This is a genomic window from Serratia sp. L9 (genome assembly GCF_050632285.1).
In the GTDB taxonomy this organism is placed as follows: Bacteria; Pseudomonadota; Gammaproteobacteria; order Enterobacterales; family Enterobacteriaceae; genus Chania.
Map to the genome: position 1 here is coordinate 487,187 of NZ_CP192591.1, position 18,498 is coordinate 505,684.

General features: G+C 54.7%; 17 protein-coding genes and 4 pseudogenes. 15 read left to right on the forward strand and 6 right to left on the reverse strand.

Annotated features, from left to right (window positions below; genetic code table 11):
* Positions 1-2: 2 nt before the first annotated feature.
* The 8 genes from phnH (at position 3) to phnP (ending at position 6,547) form a co-directional block, all read left to right on the forward strand.
* Positions 3-584, forward strand: a complete 582-nt coding sequence (gene phnH, locus ACQ86O_RS02280; protein ID WP_431223978.1) for a phosphonate C-P lyase system protein PhnH — start codon at positions 3-5, stop codon at positions 582-584.
* Positions 584-1,669: a carbon-phosphorus lyase complex subunit PhnI gene (locus ACQ86O_RS02285; protein ID WP_431223979.1), complete on the forward strand. Its 1,086-nt coding sequence runs from the start codon at positions 584-586 to the stop codon at positions 1,667-1,669. The genes phnH and ACQ86O_RS02285 overlap by 1 nt, the downstream gene beginning before the upstream one ends.
* A complete protein-coding gene (locus ACQ86O_RS02290; RefSeq protein ID WP_431223980.1) occupies positions 1,662-2,513 on the forward strand; it encodes an alpha-D-ribose 1-methylphosphonate 5-phosphate C-P-lyase PhnJ in 852 nt (283 codons plus the stop codon). Before ACQ86O_RS02285 ends, ACQ86O_RS02290 begins: the two co-directional genes overlap by 8 nt.
* Positions 2,513-3,301: a phosphonate C-P lyase system protein PhnK gene (phnK, locus tag ACQ86O_RS02295; protein WP_431223981.1), complete on the forward strand. Its 789-nt coding sequence runs from the start codon at positions 2,513-2,515 to the stop codon at positions 3,299-3,301. The genes ACQ86O_RS02290 and phnK overlap by 1 nt, the downstream gene beginning before the upstream one ends.
* 13 nt (positions 3,302-3,314) lie before the next feature.
* Positions 3,315-4,019, forward strand: a complete 705-nt coding sequence (gene phnL / locus ACQ86O_RS02300) for a phosphonate C-P lyase system protein PhnL (RefSeq protein WP_431225631.1) — start codon at positions 3,315-3,317, stop codon at positions 4,017-4,019.
* Positions 4,016-5,152 (forward strand): alpha-D-ribose 1-methylphosphonate 5-triphosphate diphosphatase, encoded by a 1,137-nt coding sequence (gene phnM / locus ACQ86O_RS02305; RefSeq protein WP_431223982.1) that lies wholly within the window; start codon positions 4,016-4,018, stop codon positions 5,150-5,152. Before phnL ends, phnM begins: the two co-directional genes overlap by 4 nt.
* Positions 5,152-5,712 carry a ribose 1,5-bisphosphokinase gene (gene phnN, locus ACQ86O_RS02310; protein WP_431223983.1) on the forward strand — a complete coding sequence of 187 codons (561 nt, stop codon included), beginning with the start codon at positions 5,152-5,154 and terminating at the stop codon, positions 5,710-5,712. Before phnM ends, phnN begins: the two co-directional genes overlap by 1 nt.
* A gap of 85 nt (positions 5,713-5,797) precedes the next feature.
* Positions 5,798-6,547 (forward strand): phosphonate metabolism protein PhnP, encoded by a 750-nt coding sequence (gene phnP, locus ACQ86O_RS02315; RefSeq protein WP_431223984.1) that lies wholly within the window; start codon positions 5,798-5,800, stop codon positions 6,545-6,547.
* Here the strand turns inward: phnP and ACQ86O_RS02320 are convergent.
* Positions 6,542-7,177: an NAD(P)H-binding protein gene (locus ACQ86O_RS02320; RefSeq protein WP_431223985.1), complete on the reverse strand. Its 636-nt coding sequence runs from the start codon at positions 7,175-7,177 to the stop codon at positions 6,542-6,544. The genes phnP and ACQ86O_RS02320 overlap by 6 nt on opposite strands.
* Positions 7,178-7,321: 144 nt before the next feature.
* On the opposite strand from ACQ86O_RS02320, the gene ACQ86O_RS02325 reads away from it, so the two are divergent.
* Both ACQ86O_RS02325 and ACQ86O_RS02330 read left to right on the forward strand, forming a co-directional pair.
* Positions 7,322-8,755 (forward strand): non-oxidative hydroxyarylic acid decarboxylases subunit C, encoded by a 1,434-nt coding sequence (locus ACQ86O_RS02325; protein WP_431223986.1) that lies wholly within the window; start codon positions 7,322-7,324, stop codon positions 8,753-8,755.
* A gap of 10 nt (positions 8,756-8,765) precedes the next feature.
* Positions 8,766-9,098: a non-oxidative hydroxyarylic acid decarboxylases subunit D gene (locus ACQ86O_RS02330; protein ID WP_431223987.1), complete on the forward strand. Its 333-nt coding sequence runs from the start codon at positions 8,766-8,768 to the stop codon at positions 9,096-9,098.
* Here ACQ86O_RS02330 and ACQ86O_RS02335 read toward each other — a convergent pair.
* The 4 genes and pseudogenes from ACQ86O_RS02335 to ACQ86O_RS02350 form a co-directional block, all read right to left on the reverse strand.
* A complete protein-coding gene (locus tag ACQ86O_RS02335; protein WP_431223988.1) occupies positions 9,044-9,838 on the reverse strand; it encodes a LysR family transcriptional regulator in 795 nt (264 codons plus the stop codon). The genes ACQ86O_RS02330 and ACQ86O_RS02335 overlap by 55 nt on opposite strands.
* Complete coding sequence (locus tag ACQ86O_RS02340) at positions 9,829-9,966, reverse strand: LysR family transcriptional regulator (RefSeq protein WP_431223989.1); 138 nt, start codon at positions 9,964-9,966, stop codon at positions 9,829-9,831. Before ACQ86O_RS02340 ends, ACQ86O_RS02335 begins: the two co-directional genes overlap by 10 nt.
* Positions 9,967-9,972: 6 nt before the next feature.
* Positions 9,973-10,992, reverse strand: a pseudogene (locus tag ACQ86O_RS02345) (DUF1176 domain-containing protein).
* Positions 10,993-11,064: 72 nt separating this feature from the next.
* The gene (locus ACQ86O_RS02350; RefSeq protein ID WP_431223990.1) at positions 11,065-11,508 is read right to left on the reverse strand and encodes a YhbP family protein; all 444 of its coding nucleotides are present in this window, start codon (positions 11,506-11,508) and stop codon (positions 11,065-11,067) included.
* A gap of 431 nt (positions 11,509-11,939) precedes the next feature.
* Between ACQ86O_RS02350 and speFL the strand changes: the two genes are divergently transcribed.
* From speFL to potE, 3 genes and pseudogenes are all read left to right on the forward strand, one after another.
* Positions 11,940-12,044 carry a leader peptide SpeFL gene (gene speFL, locus ACQ86O_RS02355; protein ID WP_112363015.1) on the forward strand — a complete coding sequence of 35 codons (105 nt, stop codon included), beginning with the start codon at positions 11,940-11,942 and terminating at the stop codon, positions 12,042-12,044.
* Between the two features lie 289 nt (positions 12,045-12,333).
* The gene (speF, locus tag ACQ86O_RS02360) at positions 12,334-14,496 is read left to right on the forward strand and encodes an ornithine decarboxylase SpeF (RefSeq protein ID WP_431223991.1); all 2,163 of its coding nucleotides are present in this window, start codon (positions 12,334-12,336) and stop codon (positions 14,494-14,496) included.
* A gap of 100 nt (positions 14,497-14,596) precedes the next feature.
* Positions 14,597-15,912: pseudogene (gene potE / locus ACQ86O_RS02365) on the forward strand (putrescine-ornithine antiporter).
* A gap of 51 nt (positions 15,913-15,963) precedes the next feature.
* Here the strand turns inward: potE and ACQ86O_RS02370 are convergent.
* Positions 15,964-16,380, reverse strand: coding sequence for a DUF2000 domain-containing protein (locus tag ACQ86O_RS02370; RefSeq protein ID WP_431223992.1), 417 nt, complete (start codon positions 16,378-16,380; stop codon positions 15,964-15,966).
* Positions 16,381-16,514: 134 nt separating this feature from the next.
* On the opposite strand from ACQ86O_RS02370, the pseudogene ACQ86O_RS02375 reads away from it, so the two are divergent.
* Positions 16,515-16,990 (forward strand): annotated as a pseudogene (locus tag ACQ86O_RS02375) (Lrp/AsnC family transcriptional regulator).
* Between the two features lie 266 nt (positions 16,991-17,256).
* Positions 17,257-18,465 (forward strand): annotated as a pseudogene (locus tag ACQ86O_RS02380) (tyrosine-type recombinase/integrase).
* The last annotated feature ends 33 nt before the right edge of the window (positions 18,466-18,498 follow it).

An 18,498-nucleotide genomic window follows, 5' to 3' on the forward strand; every position in this document is an offset into this window, starting at 1 on the left:
CCATGACGCTTTTGGCCGGTTTTGACCAACCTATTGAACAATCTCAACATACTTTCCGTTTGATTTTAAAAGCATTAAGCGAACCGGGCGTGACGGTTACGTTGCCAGATAGCCCGGTCTGGGGTGCATTGAACGCCGCCAGCACTGCGATGCTGCTGACCCTGGCAGATCAGGAAACACCGCTTCAGCTCTGTGAAGCATTTAAAAGTGAGCAAGTGCTAACTAACATTCGTTTCCATACCGGTGCCCCGCTGGCTACCCGGCAAGCAGATATCTGCCTGGCCCTGTGGGATAGCCAGTTGCAAGCGGCTGACTTGGCCACATTGCCGCACGGCAGTGAAATCTCGCCGGAGTTCAGCGCCACGCTGGTGGTGCAGATTGTCGCGCTGGAAGGAGGCCAAAAACTGCGTCTTTCCGGCCCCGGCATTGAAAATCAACGGGAAATCGCCCCATGCCTACCGCCTGCGCTACTGCATTACTTGCTCGAACGGCCACAGCGCTTCCCGCTAGGGCTGGACATTGTGTTGACCTGCGGTGAGCGCCTGCTGGCGTTGCCAAGAACCACCCACGTGGAGGAGTACTGATGTACGTTGCGGTAAAAGGGGGCGAAAAAGCCATTGAGGCAGCCCATCAATTGCAGGAAAACCTGCGCCGTGGCGAGCACAGTGTGCCCGCACTCAGCGTAGAACAGATTGGTGAACAGCTTGGGTTGGCGGTAGACCGGGTAATGACCGAAGGCGGTATCTACGATCGCCAACTGGCCGCGCTGGCCATCAAACAGGCCAGCGGCGATCTGGTAGAAGCCATTTTTCTGCTGCGCGCCTATCGCACCACCTTGCCCCGCCTGGCGATAAGCGAGCCACTGGCTAGCGGAAATATGCGGTTGGAACGGCGGATCTCGGCGGTTTACAAAGACTTGCCCGGCGGCCAGGTGCTTGGCCCAACCTACGACTATACCCATCGCCTGCTGGATTTTACCTTGCTGGCAGAAGGTGAAACGCCCCCGGCGCCACAGGCCGATGAGCCATTGCCAGACAGTTGCGCCCATGTATTTAGCCTGCTTGAGCAGCAGCAGTTGGCACCGGCGGAAGTGGATGATGGCAGCACGCCGGACGACATTACCCGCAACCCACCGGTTTACCCCTGTTCCCGCTCGGCACGCCTGCAACAGCTGGTGCGTGGGGATGAAGGTTTCCTGCTGGCACTGAGTTATTCCACCCAACGCGGCTATGGCCGTAACCATCCGTTCGCCGGGGAGATCCGCAGCGGCTGGGTTTCGGTGGAGATCGTACCGGAAGAGCTGGGTTTCGCGCTAGATATCGGCGAGATCCTGTTGACCGAATGCGAGATGGTCAACGGCTTTGTCGACCCCCAGGATCGCCCGCCCCACTTTACCCGTGGCTACGGGCTGGTGTTTGGCCGCTCCGAGCGTAAAGCCATGGCGATGGCGCTGGTGGATCGCGCCCTGCAAACCGCCGAATACGGCGAAACAGCGGCAGGACCGGCGCAGGACGAAGAATTTGTGTTAGCCCATGCCGATAACGTGGAAGCCGCCGGTTTTGTCTCCCACCTGAAACTGCCGCACTACGTCGATTTCCAGGCCGAACTGGAACTGCTTAAACGCCTGCAACAGGCATCTGCCGCCGTGCAGGAGGCCCGCCATGAGTGAAGTATTAACCGGCTATAACCTCGGTTATCTGGATGAACAAACCAAGCGAATGATCCGCCGCGCTATCCTTAAAGCCGTGGCGCTCCCCGGCTATCAGGTGCCATTCGGTGGCCGCGAGATGCCGATGCCTTATGGCTGGGGCACCGGCGGCATCCAGATCACCGCCAGCATCATTGGCCGCGCCGACGTGCTGAAAGTGATCGACCAGGGCGCAGACGACACCACCAACGCGGTTTCCATCCGCCGCTTCTTCCAACGCGTGGCCGGTGTGGCAACCACCGAGCGCACGCCAGAGGCCACGCTGATCCAAACCCGCCACCGCATACCGGAAACGGCATTACAGACGGATCAGATCCTGATTTACCAGGTGCCGATCCCGGAACCACTGCGTTTTATCGAACCGCGAGAAACCGAAACGCGCAAGATGCACGCGCTGGAAGAATACGGCGTGATGCAGGTGAAGCTGTATGAGGATATCGCCCGCTACGGCCATATCGCCACCACCTACGCCTATCCGGTAAAAGTTAACGATCGCTATGTGATGGACCCTTCGCCGATCCCGAAATTTGATAACCCGAAGATGCACATGATGCCAGCGCTACAGCTGTTCGGGGCCGGGCGCGAAAAACGTATCTACGCCCTGCCCCCTTTCACCAAGGTCGAAAGCCTGGATTTTGACGATCACCCGTTCAGCGTACAACAGTGGGATGAGCCCTGTGCCCTGTGCGGATCGCGCCACAGCTACCTGGATGAAGTGGTGCTCGACGATCAAGGCAGCCGGATGTTTGTCTGCTCAGACACCGATTTCTGCCAGCAACAATTAAACCAAGAGGTAGCGCGCTGATGACTTCTGTTCCGTTGAGTTCTACGCCGTTGCTGACAGTCAGCAACCTCACCCATCTTTACGCACCGGGCAAAGGTTTTAGTAATGTGTCGTTCGATATCTATCCCGGCGAAGTGCTGGGCATCGTCGGCGAATCCGGTTCGGGTAAAACCACGCTACTGAAATCAGTTTCTGCCCGGCTGGCACCGCAGCAGGGGCAAATCCTTTACCGCCCGCAGCCCGGGCAGCAGCAAGATCTGTATGCCATGGCGGAAAGCGATCGCCGCCGCCTGTTGCGCACCGAATGGGGCGTGGTGCATCAGCACCCGCTCGACGGCCTGCGGCCACAGGTTTCTGCCGGTGGCAATATCGGTGAACGCCTGATGGCTATCGGCCAGCGCCATTACGGCGAGATCCGCCAGCAGGCCAGCCAATGGCTGGAAGACGTGGAGATCCCGGTTTCCCGCCTGGACGATCTGCCCACCACTTTCTCCGGCGGTATGCAGCAGCGCCTGCAAATAGCCCGTAACCTGGTAACGCACCCGAAGCTGATGTTTATGGACGAGCCGACCGGCGGGCTGGACGTTTCCGTACAGGCACGCCTGCTGGATCTGCTGCGTAATCTGGTGGTGGAAATGCAGTTGGCGGCGGTGATTGTCACCCACGATCTCGGGGTTGCGCGCCTGCTGGCGCACCGTTTGCTGGTGATGAAGGCAGGCGAAGTCGTGGAAAGCGGCCTCACCGATCGGGTGCTGGACGATCCGCATCATCCTTACACTCAGTTGCTGGTCTCTTCGGTACTTTCGTAACACAGGTGACATGATGACGATTAAAATCCGGGTTGAACACCTGAGCAAAACCTTTGTGCTGCACCAACAGCACGGTACCCGCCTGCCAGTGCTGCATGATGCCAGCCTGACCGTCAACAGCGGCGAATGCGTCGTGTTGCACGGCCATTCCGGCAGCGGAAAATCGACCCTTCTGCGTTCTTTGTATGCCAACTATCAGCCAGACAGCGGCCATATCTGGGTTGAGCACCAGGATCGGTGGCTGGAGTTGGTGCGGGCCGAGGCACGCCAAATCCTGGCGGTACGCCGCCACACCATCGGCTGGGTCAGCCAGTTTCTACGCGTGATCCCGCGTATCAGTGCCTTAGAGGTGGTGATGCAACCCCTGGTGGAATCTGGCGTCGAGCGTAGTGAGTCCCGCGAAAGGGCCGCAGCCTTGCTCAGCCAGCTCAACGTGCCGCAACGCCTGTGGCAATTGGCCCCTTCGACCTTTTCCGGCGGCGAACAACAGCGGGTAAACATCGCCCGTGGGTTTATCAAGGACTACCCCATCTTGCTGTTGGACGAACCGACTGCGTCTCTCGACAGCCGCAACAGCGCTGCGGTAGTTAACCTGATCGAACAGGCCAAACAGCGGGGCGCAGCCATCGTCGGTATCTTCCATGATGAAGGTACCCGCCAGCAGGTCGCCGACCGCTTACATACCATGCAGGCCCCACAGCTTCTGGAGACACCATGATTATCAATAACGTCAGACTGGTGCTGGAAGACCAGGTTGTTGCAGGCTCGCTGGAAATGACCGAGGGCGTGATCCGCAGTTTTGCCGAGAAGCCAAGCCAGCTGCCGCAGGCGCTGGATGGCGAAGGGGGCTGGCTGTTGCCGGGGCTGATTGAGCTGCATACCGACAATCTGGACAAGTTTTTCACCCCGCGCCCAAACGTCGACTGGCCAGCACATTCAGCCATGAGCAGCCACGACGCTCTGATGGTGGCCAACGGCATCACGACGGTGCTGGATGCGGTGGCGATTGGTGACGTACGCGACGGCGGGCACCGGCTGGAAAACCTGCAAAAAATGATCGACGCGGTGATCCACAGCCAGCTTGCGGGCGTAAACCGGGCTGAACACCGGCTGCACCTGCGCTGCGAGTTGCCCCATGAAAGCACCCTGCCGCTGTTCGAACAGCTGATGGAAAAACCGGGCGTGTCTTTGGTTTCGCTGATGGACCATTCGCCAGGCCAGCGCCAGTTCGCCTCCAGCGCCAAATACCGTGAATATTACCAGGGCAAATATCACCTCAATGACCAGCAGATGAACGAGTTTGAACAGCAGCAAATCGCGCTGGCTGGCCGCTGGTCGGCGCCAAACCGTGCGGCGATTGCCGCCCACTGCCGGGCACGCAATATTTCACTCGCCAGCCACGACGATGCTACCGCCGAACACGTTGCCGAGTCCTGCGCGTTGGGCAGCGCGATTGCCGAATTCCCGACCACCGAAACCGCCGCTCGGGCCTCACATCAGCAAGGTTTGCAGGTGTTGATGGGCGCGCCGAACATCGTGCGCGGTGGCTCTCATTCCGGCAACGTGGCGGCACATCATCTGGCAGCCCTGGGGGTATTGGATATTCTGTCTTCTGATTACTACCCTGCCAGCCTGCTGGATGCGGCTTTCCGCCTCGCTGCAGACCAGCGAAATACCTTCACGCTGCCGCAGGCAGTACGATTAATCACGCGTAACCCGGCCCGTGCGTTAGGTTTACAGGATCGCGGCCTGATCGCCGAAGGGCTGCGGGCAGATCTGGTGCTGGCAAAGCCGCACGGTGAGCATATCTATGTGCAAAACGTCTGGCGCCAGGGCAAGCAGGTATTCTGATGGCCTATCTTATCTACCTGATGGGCCCGTCAGGATCGGGTAAAGACAGCCTGCTCGAGCGGTTACGGGCAGAAACCCGCACCGGACCGCTGGTGGCGCACCGTTACATTACCCGCCCGGCCAATGCAGGCTGCGAGAATCATATTGCGCTGAGTGAACAGGAGTTCTTGCGCCGTCGGGCCAAAGGGCTATTCGCCCTGGATTGGCAGGCCCACGGGCAACATTACGCCTTTGGCATTGAGGTCGATCTTTGGTTGCTGCAAGGGGTCGATGTGGTGGTGAACGGCTCCCGCGCTCACCTGCCCCAGGCGATACAGCGCTATGGTGCGCAGTTGATGCCCGTCTGTCTGCAGGTTTCCCCTGGCGTGCTGCGCCAGCGGCTGGAACAGCGCGGGCGGGAAACCCCGATACAGATCGAGCAACGGCTGGTGCGCGCAGCCGACTATCAGCAGACCCTGCCAGCCGGTTGTCGCCTGTTGGATAACAACGGCGATCTTGCGCATACGCTCAATGCGTTGCTGATCTTGACCGGGAAACAGCAACAAGGCGCTGTTTTATAAACCCTCCGCCACGGGGAGCGGAGAAACAAATGGGCTCCCCTCGAATAAACAAGGGGTTAGAGAAAACCAGCAGGAGGAAAATATCATGCAACTGACCTTTCTTGGTACGGGCGGCGCTCAACAGGTGCCCGTCTTTGGCTGTGGCTGTCTGGTATGCCAGCGTGCCAGGCGTGAACCTGCGTTCCGACGGCGGCCATGCAGCGCCATGCTTAACTATCTGGGGGAAACGACGTTACTGGATGCGGGATTGAACTCATTGGAAAGGCGTTTTGCGGCGGGGGAAATTCAACGTTTTTTGCTGACACATTACCACATGGATCACGTTCAGGGGTTATTTCCTTTACGCTGGGGCTGCGGAAATTCCATTCCGGTCTATGGCCCGGCAGACGAACAGGGCTGTGACGATCTGTTCAAACACCCCGGTATTCTGGCTTTCCAACCCCCGTTGCAACCCTTTGAAACGGTAGAATTAGGCGGGCTGCAAGTGACGCCTTTACCTTTGATACATTCCAAACTTACCCACGGTTATCTGATCCAGACCCCAGGCAAGGCCTTGGCCTATCTGACCGATACCGTCGGCTTGCCGCCTGAAACCGCACGCTATCTGCAACAGATAAATATCGATTTACTGGTGGTGGATTGCAGCCTGCCGCCGCAAGCGCACGCGCCACGTAACCACAACGACCTGCCTCGCGCCCAGGAGATCCAGCAGCGTCTGCAACCACAACGCACGCTGCTGACGCACATCAGCCATCATCTTGATTTATGGCTGATGGCAAACGAACTGCCACCCGGTATGGAGCTGGCCTTCGATAATCTCAGCGTCGGGCTATAAACGGTGCGAGCAATGCAGCCGATCAGACTCCAGCACCTTTTCCCCGCTGCCGGGGCTAACCGCCTGTGTCAGCAGGGTTTGCGCCACGTCTTTGGCGGCAACACCTTTCCATTTGCCAGGCAACAGGCTAAACAGCGGCTGGCTTAGCCGCTCCAGTAAACGAGGTTTGGCGCGGGAGCCGAATAGCATTGAAGGGCGAACCAGCGTCAAACGTGGCCAGTTTTGTTCACGCAGCGCCTGCTCCATCTCCCCTTTGGTGCGGTTATACAAGAACCTGGAGCGCGGATTGGCACCGATAGCGCTCACCACCAGGCAGTGCTGCGCACCAAGCCGCCGGCCGGCAAGTGCCGTGTCTATTACCAGCTGATAATCCACATGCCGGAAAGCCCCGGCGCTGCCTGCCTGGCTGCGCGTGGTGCCCAGGCAGCAAAACACCACATCTACCGGTTGTGCCAACTGCGCTAACAACTGTTGCAGATCGTTGCCGACCGGGTTTTGCAGTTTGGCATGTACCGGCAGTGCTGTGCGTGTGGGGGCCACAATATCGGTTATCTGCATATCCGCTTGCAGCAAATGCAGCAGTTCGCCCCCCACCAGCCCGCTGGCGCCCGTAATCAATACCCGTGCCATGTGATCTCCTTTCTCTCTACGCTGTTCGCCCAAAGTATAGCCATACCGAAAAGCTATACCCCGATATTTTTTAAGTCATTTTCCTGCCGCTGGCTACGCCAGACAATGGGGAAAATCTCTTCTTGGACTCTACCGGAGATCGCCATGCCTTATCTCGATTTACGCAGCTACTTGGCTGCGCTGGAGCAACAACAGCAGTTGTTACACATTGAGGAACAGGTTAAACCCGAGCCGGATATTTCGGCAGCGGCCTGTGCTGCCAGCAAGCTGGGTGAAAACTCTCCGGCGCTGCTGTTCGAAAATATCCACGGTTACCACGATGCGCGCATCGCCATGAACGTCCATGGCTCCTGGCCCAATCTGGCGATCGCTATGGATATGCCCAAAAATACGCCGTTGAAAAGCCAGTTCTTTGAGTTTGTCCGCCGTTACCAAAACTACCCCGGTGAAGTGGAGCATCGCGCCACTGCGCCTTGGCAGGAAGTGGTGATTGATAAAGACATCAACCTGTTCGATATTCTCCCCTTGTTCCGCCTCAATCACGGCGACGGCGGTTTCTACATCGATAAAGCCAGCGTGGTTTCACGCGATCCCTCTATTGAAGATAACCAAAAAAGCCAGAACGTCGGCATTTACCGCATTGAGGTAAAGGGGCGTAATCGTCTTGGCCTGCAACCGGTACCAGCCCACGACATTGCCATTCATCTGCAACGTGCGGAAGAACTGGGGGTCGATCTGCCGATCGCCATCACCATAGGTAACGATCCGATGATCAGCACGGTTGGCGCGATGCCGATCCTCTACGATCAGTCTGAATATGCCATGGCGGCGGCGCTCAACGGCCAGCCTTACCCGGTGGTTTACAGTGAGTTCAGCGGCCTGGATCTGCCTTGGGGATCGGAGTTTGTGCTGGAAGGGAAGATCCTCTCCAGAGTGCGCGAAGCCGAAGGCCCGTTCGGTGAGTTTACCGGCCACTATTCCGGCGGGCGCCGCATGCCAGTGGTGGAGATCACCCAGGTTTCTCATCGCCGTAAACCGATCTTTGAACATCTCTATCTTGGCATGCCGTGGACCGAGATCGACTATCTGATGGGGATCAACACCTGTGCGCCGCTCTACGTGCAGCTCAAGCAGGCTTTCCCGGAAGTGGTGGCAGTGAATGCGCTCTATACCCACGGGCTGATTGTGATCGTTGCGACCAAAACCCGTTTTGGCGGCTTTGCCAAAGGGGTGGGGATGCGCGTGTTGACCACGCCACACGGCCTGGGCTACGCCAAGATGGTGATCGTGGTGGATGAGACGGTGGATCCCTTTAACCTGCCGCAGGTGATGTGGGCGATCTCGACCAAGTTCAACCCGGATTACGATCTGCTCAAGGTGCCGGGGTTGTCGATCCTGCCGTTGGATCCGGCTTCTCAACCTGCCGGGATGACCAGCAAAGTGATCATTGATGCCACCACGCCAAAGACGCCGGAGGAGCACGGCCACTTTTCACAGGAGCTTAGCGATCCGATCACCACCAACGAGTGGGTCGGAAAATTACAAACCCTGATTGAAACGGCGAAAGCGGGCCATTAAGGAGAATCTCATGAATCAGTACCCTGAAAAATGCCCGCGCTGCGAGTCTGCCGGGCCGGAAGCTCTCAGCCATTCACCGGTAGCGGGCGCCTGGACGGTGTTCCATTGCCCAACCTGCTTCTTTACCTGGCGCAGCACCGAGCCGGATTTCATTACCGACCCGGCCAAGTACCCCCCAACTTTAAATTTGCCCCGGCAGAGATGGCGAATTTTGGGGTCATGCCAGCGATCTCTGAACGTAAACGCCGCTAGCCCTTCCTTCGGGGAGAGGCGGCGTTACCCGTTGCTTTATCCTGAATTATTCGCTATTTCAGGCAGTAAGCTGGCGGTGTGCTTTAAATAATCCACCACCGCACGTAGTGCAGAACGGGTTTCCTGCTGCGTGCGGTACAGCATCACCAGATCGTCGGCCACCGCGTCCAGTTCCGGAACCGGGATCGCCACCACCCCTTCCCAGACCTGTTCCTTTGGCAACATGGGTAACAGCGCGATCGCCATATTCTGCTGTGCCAGATAGCGCATCATCGGTACATCGCTGGCATCGGCAAACACCTGCGGCTGCAACCCCTGTTTGGCAAAGCTTTGCAGCACCTGCTCATACACCCCGAACCCCGATTTGCGCCGCAACAGCGTCAACGGCCAGGCCTGCAACTGCTTCAGGCTCAGCGTGGCATGCTGCGCCAAGGGGGAATCCGGATGGCACAACGCCCGGAAGCTGGCATGGGCCAAGGGAGTGATGGCGATATCGGCCTCGTTGATGGTCAGGGGTAAGTGGACCAATGCCAGATCGATACGTTGCTTATCCAGCAACTCTTCCAGATGCCGTGTATCCCCCTGGTACAGCGAAAAGCTGAGCTCAGGCCGCTGTTGGCGTAACCTCTGCATCATCTGCGCAACCCTTGGAATACCCATCGAAACGGTACCAATGCGCACCACGCCCCGTTGCCCCTCACCAAAGGCCTGCATTTCTTCTTCCACGTCCGCCGCCATTTGCAGCAGATGGCAGGCGCGCTGATACAGATAACGCCCAGCCTCTGTCGGGGCCATCCCCCGGCTGGAGCGCTCAAACAGCTTTACCCCCACTGCTCTTCCAACTGCGACAAGGCCTTGCTGAGCGGCGGCTGGGCGATATACAGCACGTCTGCCGCCGCAGAAACCGAACCTTGTTCGACCACCGCTTTAAAATAGCTGAGGGGTTTTAGCTTGATCATGGCGCCTCACCGTGCGGGTTTAACGTCGGTAACCAAGGTCGGTAGATCCCAGGTTCCGCCCAAGCGGATATAACGGCACATACCGGTGGTGGATTCTCTGCTTTTACGGAACACCTCCCCTCCCACACCCAACTGGCCATTCCCCAGCAATCCCCAGGCCCCGGCCTTTCTGGGCCATTGAAATCTCCCCTTCGCCATAGTCCGAAGCGGAATTTGTCACCAATACCGGGGGGTGTTCAACGCGCTGTCGATAACCCAGTAACCATAGCCTTCGTTATAGGCTGCCCGCCAACACAGCGCAGAGATAAGCGCATGGTCTTTATCCAATGGAGTCAGCGTGATGCCACCCTCACCTTGCTCGCCGTTATCCTGAGGGGACTGCATGCGTTCGCAATCATCCTGCTGCAACGTTGCCAACAGCTTTGGTTTCAACGCGGCGATTTCTGCTGCAGTAAGTGGGCGCGCCTGCGCTTTAGCCACCTTCACCGCCTGAATAACCGGGGCAGCAATCGCGGCTGGCACTGTGGCTTCCGGTTGGTCGCCTTTTTTAGTCATTGCGCCTGGCGTGCCGATGCGCCCCTGAACATCGTCCATTTTCAGCAATGCCGCCGACGCCCCTTCACCTGAGAGCACAAAAGGAGCCGGGCCACCTTTAAATTCGACTTTGCCGCGGCCTTTGACGGCGTTGATCAGCGCCAGGGTCTGGGTTTTTGACAGTTGCCAATCGCCATCCTTTGCCAGTTTGAGCGAGCCGAGCGGCTTATCATTAATCCACAGCGTCAGTTTGGCCACCGGGGTTGAACCATCAGACTCTATATCTGCCAAGGTCACCTCACCCGTTGGCACGGTCCCTGGGCCTGCAATGCGCGTGAGCAGGACGGAACCACCGGACTCCCCTTCATCCTCAGCGTAACCCGCAGCGCGGCAGGTATGGGTGTTATCACAAACCAATTCCCAGTTCTTATGACTAAAAGAAACGCCGCTGTCTTGCGCCTGCGCGGAGGGAATAAAGGCGCCCATCAACATGAATACTGCTATCTCTCTGTTTCGCATGCCCTAATCCCTTAATTTCGGCCACAGATAATGTATTTTTTCTGGTTAATCCGGTCGCGAACGCACCCAGTGCAGCTTTTTGCCAAAGCCCAAGGTGTTATCGGTCATTTTCACTTCCTGCAAACCGATCTGCCAAATAGGGGCTTTCATCACCTTGGCTACCGGAAAGCGTTTACAGTAGCGTGCACGCGCCAGCAGCGCTTCATCGCCCTCCAGCAACGTGATTTTACCGGCATATTGCACCCCTTTAATCAAGGCAACCGTTTTTGGCTGCGGGGCAACGGTGCCGACGACCTGGCCGTTCTGCTGCATCAGGCCGCCGTGGCGGGTGTGCGGCTCGGTCATCAGCCACAGCGCCATGCGCTCGGCGTCAAACACATAAAAGCAGTTGGCGCACCACATCTCCAGGCCATTACCGGCGCAAAGCGTAAGTACATGCTGCCTGGTGAGAAAACGGATAATATGCAGCTGATCTTCGGTCTGGTTCAACGTAAGTTCTCCTCTTCGCCTGCGCTATCTTACCCCCGCATTTGAAGGCAGTCACAATTGGCGACAATTTAGGACTAACTCCAAAGTAGCATATTAATAATTGATTACTGCATTAATATGCAAATCAAACCACATTCGCGCAATAACAAATAACAAACATCTTAGCCATAATATGGTTATTCCCTCCCCATAGTGGCAGACCGTTTCCCAAACCGGGGTTAGCTTAAGCAAAATTTACCTGGGCGGCAGATCCTTTTGTATCAATTAATTCACATTCCAAAATAACGCCATAAGCCATATCTATTCACCTCAATGAATATAAAGTGAATATTTACGTATAAAATCCGCTATTTGCGTGATAAAAATCACATTTTTTGCGGTTTTATTCGCTAGAATGGCGCCATCTTTTCACTAAAACAGGTGGATTAGAAATGGAAAACAATAATCGAAAAATGGCGCACATCCGACGAACTACGCATATTATGATGATGGCTCATCGTAGTTGCTTTAGCTTTGCCTTCTTTAACTTCAGATAACCTTCCCCTCTCCTGCGTTCTTATTGTGCAGTGCAGAACGTCTTATGCCAAAAAATAAATTTATGCGCCTGATGGCGACGGCATCACTTTGTCTTTAATCAAGACAGGGTTAATTCGAACTCTCTGCAACTTCGCATAAGAGCGAAAACTATTTCGTAAAAATAAATCCGTAACCGGGTAATGTCAGATAAACATTACTGCGATATTGCATACCTTTATTTTAACGGAAATATTTTTCGGCAACGCATTTATTTGCCGACGGGATATTTTCGTCTGAAGAATGAGAAAAATGAAAAAATTAAAAATTGCTGCTAATCAGAAAACCTTTTCCTGCTTTGAAACCGCTCGTGATATTACCGATGTACATCACAGTGATTTCAATGACGTGGCCGCCATTGTGCTTTCCGTTGATGACGTGCAGCAGGGTATGGTGGCGCAGTTGGAAGAAACCGGCCTGAATATCCCGATCTTTGTGGCGGTCTGCTGTGAAGAGGAGCTGGATAACGCCGTATTACCGGCACTGCAGGGGGTATTTGAGCTTTGCGGTAATAATATCCAGTTTTACGGCAAGCAGTTAGAGGCCGCGGCGGTAAAATATGAAAGCGAATTGCTGCCACCGTTCTTTAATACCCTGACCCAATATGTCGAAATGGGTAACGCGACCTTCGCCTGCCCAGGCCACCAGGGTGGGGAGTTCTTCCGCAAGCATCCGGCTGGCCGCCAGTTCTTTGATTTTTATGGTGAAACCATCTTCCGTTCCGATATGTGCAACGCCGACGTCAAACTGGGTGACTTGCTGATCCACGAAGGTGCGCCTTGCGATGCACAAAAACATGCCGCCAAGGTGTTCAATGCCGATAAAACCTACTTCGTGCTTAATGGCACCTCGGCTTCTAACAAGGTGGTGACCAACGCCCTGCTGACCCGTGGCGATCTGGTGCTGTTTGACCGCAACAACCATAAATCCAACCATCATGGTGCGTTGATCCAGGCCGGTGCGACTCCGATCTACCTGGAAACCGCCCGTAACCCGTTCGGCTTTATCGGCGGGATTGATGCTCACTGCTTCGAAGAACGCTATCTGCGCCAGCAAATCAGCGAAGTTGCCCCGGAGCGCGCCAGGGAAGCACGCCCATTCCGCCTGGCGATTATCCAGTTGGGAACTTATGACGGCACCATCTATAACGCCCGCCAGGTGGTAGACAAGATTGGCCACCTGTGTGACTACATCCTGTTTGACTCCGCATGGGTTGGTTACGAGCAGTTTATTCCGATGATGAAAGACTGCTCGCCGCTGTTGCTGGAACTGAATGAAAACGATCCGGGGATTATCGTTACCCAATCGGTGCATAAACAGCAGGCCGGGTTCTCGCAGACGTCGCAGATCCATAAAAAAGACAAGCACATCAAAGGGCAGGATCGCTACTGCAACCATAAGCGTTTCAACAACGCCTTTATGCTGCATGCTTCCACCAGCCCGTTCTATCCGCTGTTTGCCGCGCTGGATGTCAATGCCAAAATGCACCAAGGCAAAAGCGGCCAACGCCTGTGGAAAGAGTGCGTTCGCATCGGTATTGAAGCACGCAAGATGCTGCTGGAAACCTGCTCAATGATCAAACCCTTCGTGCCAGAGCAGATCGACGGCAAGGCGTGGCAATCCTACAGCACTGAGATCATGGCCAACGATCTGCGTTTCTTTAACTTTGTCCCTGGCGAAAAGTGGCACGCCTTCGAAGGTTATGAAGAATCACAATACTTCGTCGATCCATGCAAACTGCTGTTAACCACGCCGGGGATCGATACCGCCAGCGGGGAGTACAGCAGCTTTGGTATTCCGGCCACCATTCTGGCCAACTACCTGCGCGAGAACGGCATAGTACCGGAAAAATGTGATCTCAACTCGATCCTGTTCCTGCTTACCCCGGCGGAAGATAACGCCAAAATGCAGCACCTGGTGGCGCTGATTGCCCGCTTTGAAAAACACGTTGAACAAGATTCCTTGCTGAGTGAAGTGTTGCCGACGGTCTATAAAAATAACCAACAGCGCTACCAGAATTATACCCTACGCCAGCTTTGCCAGGAGATGCACGATTTATACGTTAGCTATAACGTGAAAGAACTGCAGAAAGAGATGTTCCGTAAAAGCTATTTCCCCCGCGTGGCGATGGATGCACAAACGGCCAATACCGAGTTTGTCCGTGGCAAGGTGGAATTAGTTTCTCTGGCTAAAGCCGAAGGGCGAATTGCGGCTGAAGGTGCTTTACCTTACCCACCGGGCGTGCTTTGTGTGGTTCCTGGAGAAATCTGGGGCGGTTCTGCGCAGCGCTATTTCCTGGCATTGGAAGAAGGCATCAACTTATTACCGGGATTCGCCCCTGAATTACAAGGCGTTTATATCCAGCAAGATGAAGACGGCTGGAACCGGGCTTACGGTTATGTCATGAAAGCTTAATTACCTTACAGGGAGGCGGCAGTATGCTGCCGCCGCAAATATAAATACTCTCGAATATCAGATTGAAGATAATTCGCGGGGTATACAAGAGAAAACTGTCATGAGCAAATCCAATAATAAAATGGGGGTCGTTCAATTAACGATCCTGACTGCGGTCAATATGATGGGTTCCGGCATAATTATGCTGCCAACCAAGCTGGCGGAAGTCGGCACTATTTCTATCGTTTCCTGGTTGGTCACTGCGGTGGGTTCCATGGCGTTGGCCTATGCCTTTGCCAAATGCGGCATGTTCAGCCGCAAATCCGGTGGGATGGGCGGTTACGCCGAGTATGCCTTCGGTAAGTCCGGCAACTTTATGGCCAACTACACCTATGGCGTTTCGCTGCTGATCGCCAATATCGCCATCGCTATTTCTGCCGTGGGTTATGGCACCGAGCTGTTCGGCGTAGCCCTGACACCACTGGGCATCTGCATTGCCACTATCGCCGTGCTGTGGCTGGCGACCGTGGCCAACTTCGGTGGTGCACGCATCACCGGGCAGATCAGTGGCATCACCGTCTGGGGGTGATCATCCCGGTGGTCGGCATCTCTATTATCGGCTGGTACTGGTTCAGTGGCACGGCCTATATGGCGGCCTGGAACCCGCACGCAGTACCGACTTTTGAAGCCGTCGGGGCGTCTATCTCAATGACCTTATGGGCCTTTCTGGGGTTGGAATCTGCCTGCGCCAATACTGACGTGGTTGAGAACCCGGAACGTAACGTGCCTATCGCCGTACTGGGCGGCACGCTGGGTGCAGCGGTGATTTACATTATTTCCACCAACGTGATCGCCGGGATTGTACCGAATATGGATCTGGCCAACTCCACCGCGCCTTTCGGGCTGGCGTTCTCGCATATGTTCAACCCGACGGTGGGTAAAATCATCATGGCGCTGATGGTGATGTCTTGCGTTGGCTCACTGCTCGGCTGGCAGTTCACCATCGCACAGGTGTTTAAATCTTCTGCCGACAGCGGTTTCTTCCCGAAAATCTTCTCCAAGGTCAGTAAAGCCGATGCACCGGTTAAGGGCATGCTGACCATTGTGATTATCCAGAGCGTGATGTCGTTGATGACCATCAGCCCATCGCTGAACAAGCAGTTCAACGTGCTGGTTAACCTGGCGGTGGTGACCAATATCATCCCGTACATCTTGTCGATGGCGGCGCTGGTCATCATCCAGAAAGTGGCAAAAGTACCGGAGAACAAGGCACGCATCGCCAACGTGATCGCCGGAATTGGTGCTCTGTACAGCTTCTATGCGCTCTACAGTTCTGGTGAAGAAGCGATGATGTGGGGCGCGATTGCCACCTTCCTTGGTTGGACACTGTACGGCATCGTCTCACCTCGTTTTGAGCTGGCCGATAAAAAAGTCTGATTTATTTGGGTAGTAACTCCCTGGGCGCGAAAGCGCCCATTGGGGCCCAAATTAGCGCAGTAGCTTCAAGTTACCCGTCAAAGATTTTACCCACTTATCCGGACCCACCAGACCCACCCCATCGATAAGTTCCTCGGTAAGATCTCGCTCTGGAAATGCCTGTTCGTATTGTTCAAAAGCATGCAGGGAGCGGGCAAAAGCAGGGAATGGCACGACAGCGCGTTCACCTGCCGACTGCAATGCTTTGAGCATGAGCGCCTTTATCTGTATTGCATCACCTTGCAGGATCGGCACCGGATATTTAGAACTGACATCAATTCGGTTGCCGTTGGTATCGCTTAGCGCTGTCCCTGCCAACATAGGAAATTTTGCCGCCATGCCGATGGCTATCGCGCTGACGGTGTTAGCTAATAATCCCAACGGAAGCTCTGGGTTCACGATGATGGCAAGCCGCATTTTTTCTGACATTCGCCGGTTCCTTTCTGTGAGTGTTTTCTGCCTACGAGCATAGCAATGGCTCACTGAAAAGTGCTTTCTTTTAGCGTGTAGAATCCCTGTTATTTGGTAGACTCTACCTGGAATAAAATTAAATTGGGTAAAATATGTCAATTTCAAAAATCGCACCGGTAGACTTGCGTATTCTCAAAGAATTACAGCATGCAGGCCGCATGACCAATCAGGAATTGGCAGATAAGATCGGCATGGCGACTTCCCCTGTTGGCGGCGAGTCCGGCAGTTGGAGGAAAGTGGCGTGATCACCGGCTATCAGGCCAAGATAGATCGCCATAAAGCCGGGCTCGGGCTGATGGCGTTTATCCGCGTCAAAATTGACAGCCACAGCAAGGAAGAAGCTCAGCGGTTTGAACGGCAGGTTGGTGAGTTGAAGCCGGTAGTCGCCTGCTACGCGATTGCAGGCGATGCCGATTTTCTGTTGCAAGTCGTTGCTGAAGACCTCGACAGTTTCTCCACTTTTGCCATGGAAGTAGTGCGCAGGCTGGCAGGCATTAAAGAGATGCAAACCAGCTTTGTCCTGCGCGAGGTAAAACCGCTGGATGTATTGCCGCTGGAACAGGGCTGAGCGGCAGTGAACCGCATGACAGGTTCAAAAGAGTGACTGATTCTTTTCTAAGCTGCCTGTACGGAAGCAAACATCAAGTCAACACAGCTCCACACAATTCAACACATCTGATATTTTAACTCTATTTTATAACTGGTTATGAATTTTCATTGTCAACAAAGTTCAACTGGCGTTACCCTGTTTCAACAACTACCTGGGGGCCTAAATGGGGGCCCTAAACATCATTTCTACCCGAGGTTCTCATGTCATGACAACCTGCCAAGAGTCTGAGTGCATTGGATATCAGGAACACAAAACCCAGTGATAAAGAGTACAAGCTTTATGATGGTAACGGGCTCTACCTGTTGGTCAAACCCAACGGAGCCAAATACTGGCGTATGAAGTATCGAATCTATGGCAAAGAGAAAAAGCTGGCTATCGGTGTCTATCCCAAAATCTCATTGGCACAGGCACGTATCGAACGGGAGAATGCCCGTAAACAGCTCGCTGAAGGCAAAGATCCCAACACGCTGAAACGGACCACTCGAATTTCTGAGAAACAGCATCATGAAGATACGTTTGAAACCATCGCCATGGAGTGGTTTAACTACAAATCACAACAGTCTGGTGACTGGGTAGCAACTCACGCCTATGATGTCAAATCGGGGCTGGTTAATGATGTCTTTCCCCATATTGGTAAAATCCCCATTCGAGATATCACCCCAAGGCTATTACTTGACGTACTGCGGCGACTGGAAAAACGAGGGGTGTTTGTTCGCTTACGTAAAGTTCGTCAGCACTGCCACCAAATCTTTGTTTACGCCATGGCGCTTGAACTTGTCAATTCCAATCCGGCCAGTGATTTAGCCAAACTGCTTAAAACCCCGGTTTCCGACAACCTGCCGCATCTGAAAGAAGAAGAGTTGCCCGAGTTTCTTCGTACACTATCAGCTTATGAGGCCAACCCGGTATTGCAGATTGCGACCAAGATACTGTTACTGACGGGAGTTCGTACCATGGAGTTACGACTGGCAGAATGGGATGAGTTTGATTGGGAGAATGCGATATGGATTATACCGACAGAGAAGATGAAAATGCGACGCCCTCATCTGGTACCGCTATCTTCTCAAGTGATTGCGTTACTCAAGCAACTTCAGAATCTAACAGGCGGGCACCGTTTGTTATTGCCGGGACGTGATGCCCTGGATAAACCTCGTGCAGAAGCGGTCATTAACCACATGCTTTATGACTTGGGGTATAAAGGGAGAACAACCGGCCACGGGTTTCGACATACGTGAAGTACCCTCTTACATGAGAAAGGCTTTAACTCGGTCTGGATTGAACTTCAGTTAGCATATGTGGATAAAAACAGCATCCGGGGTACGTATAACCACGCCCTGTATCTCGACCAACGGCGAAATATGATGCAGTGGTACGCCGATTACATCGATAGCTTGGAACATGGAGGAGTCATTCCGAACCTTCCTGTTTCGTAGTAACCGATCTTACAAATCCACTATCACCAGTGG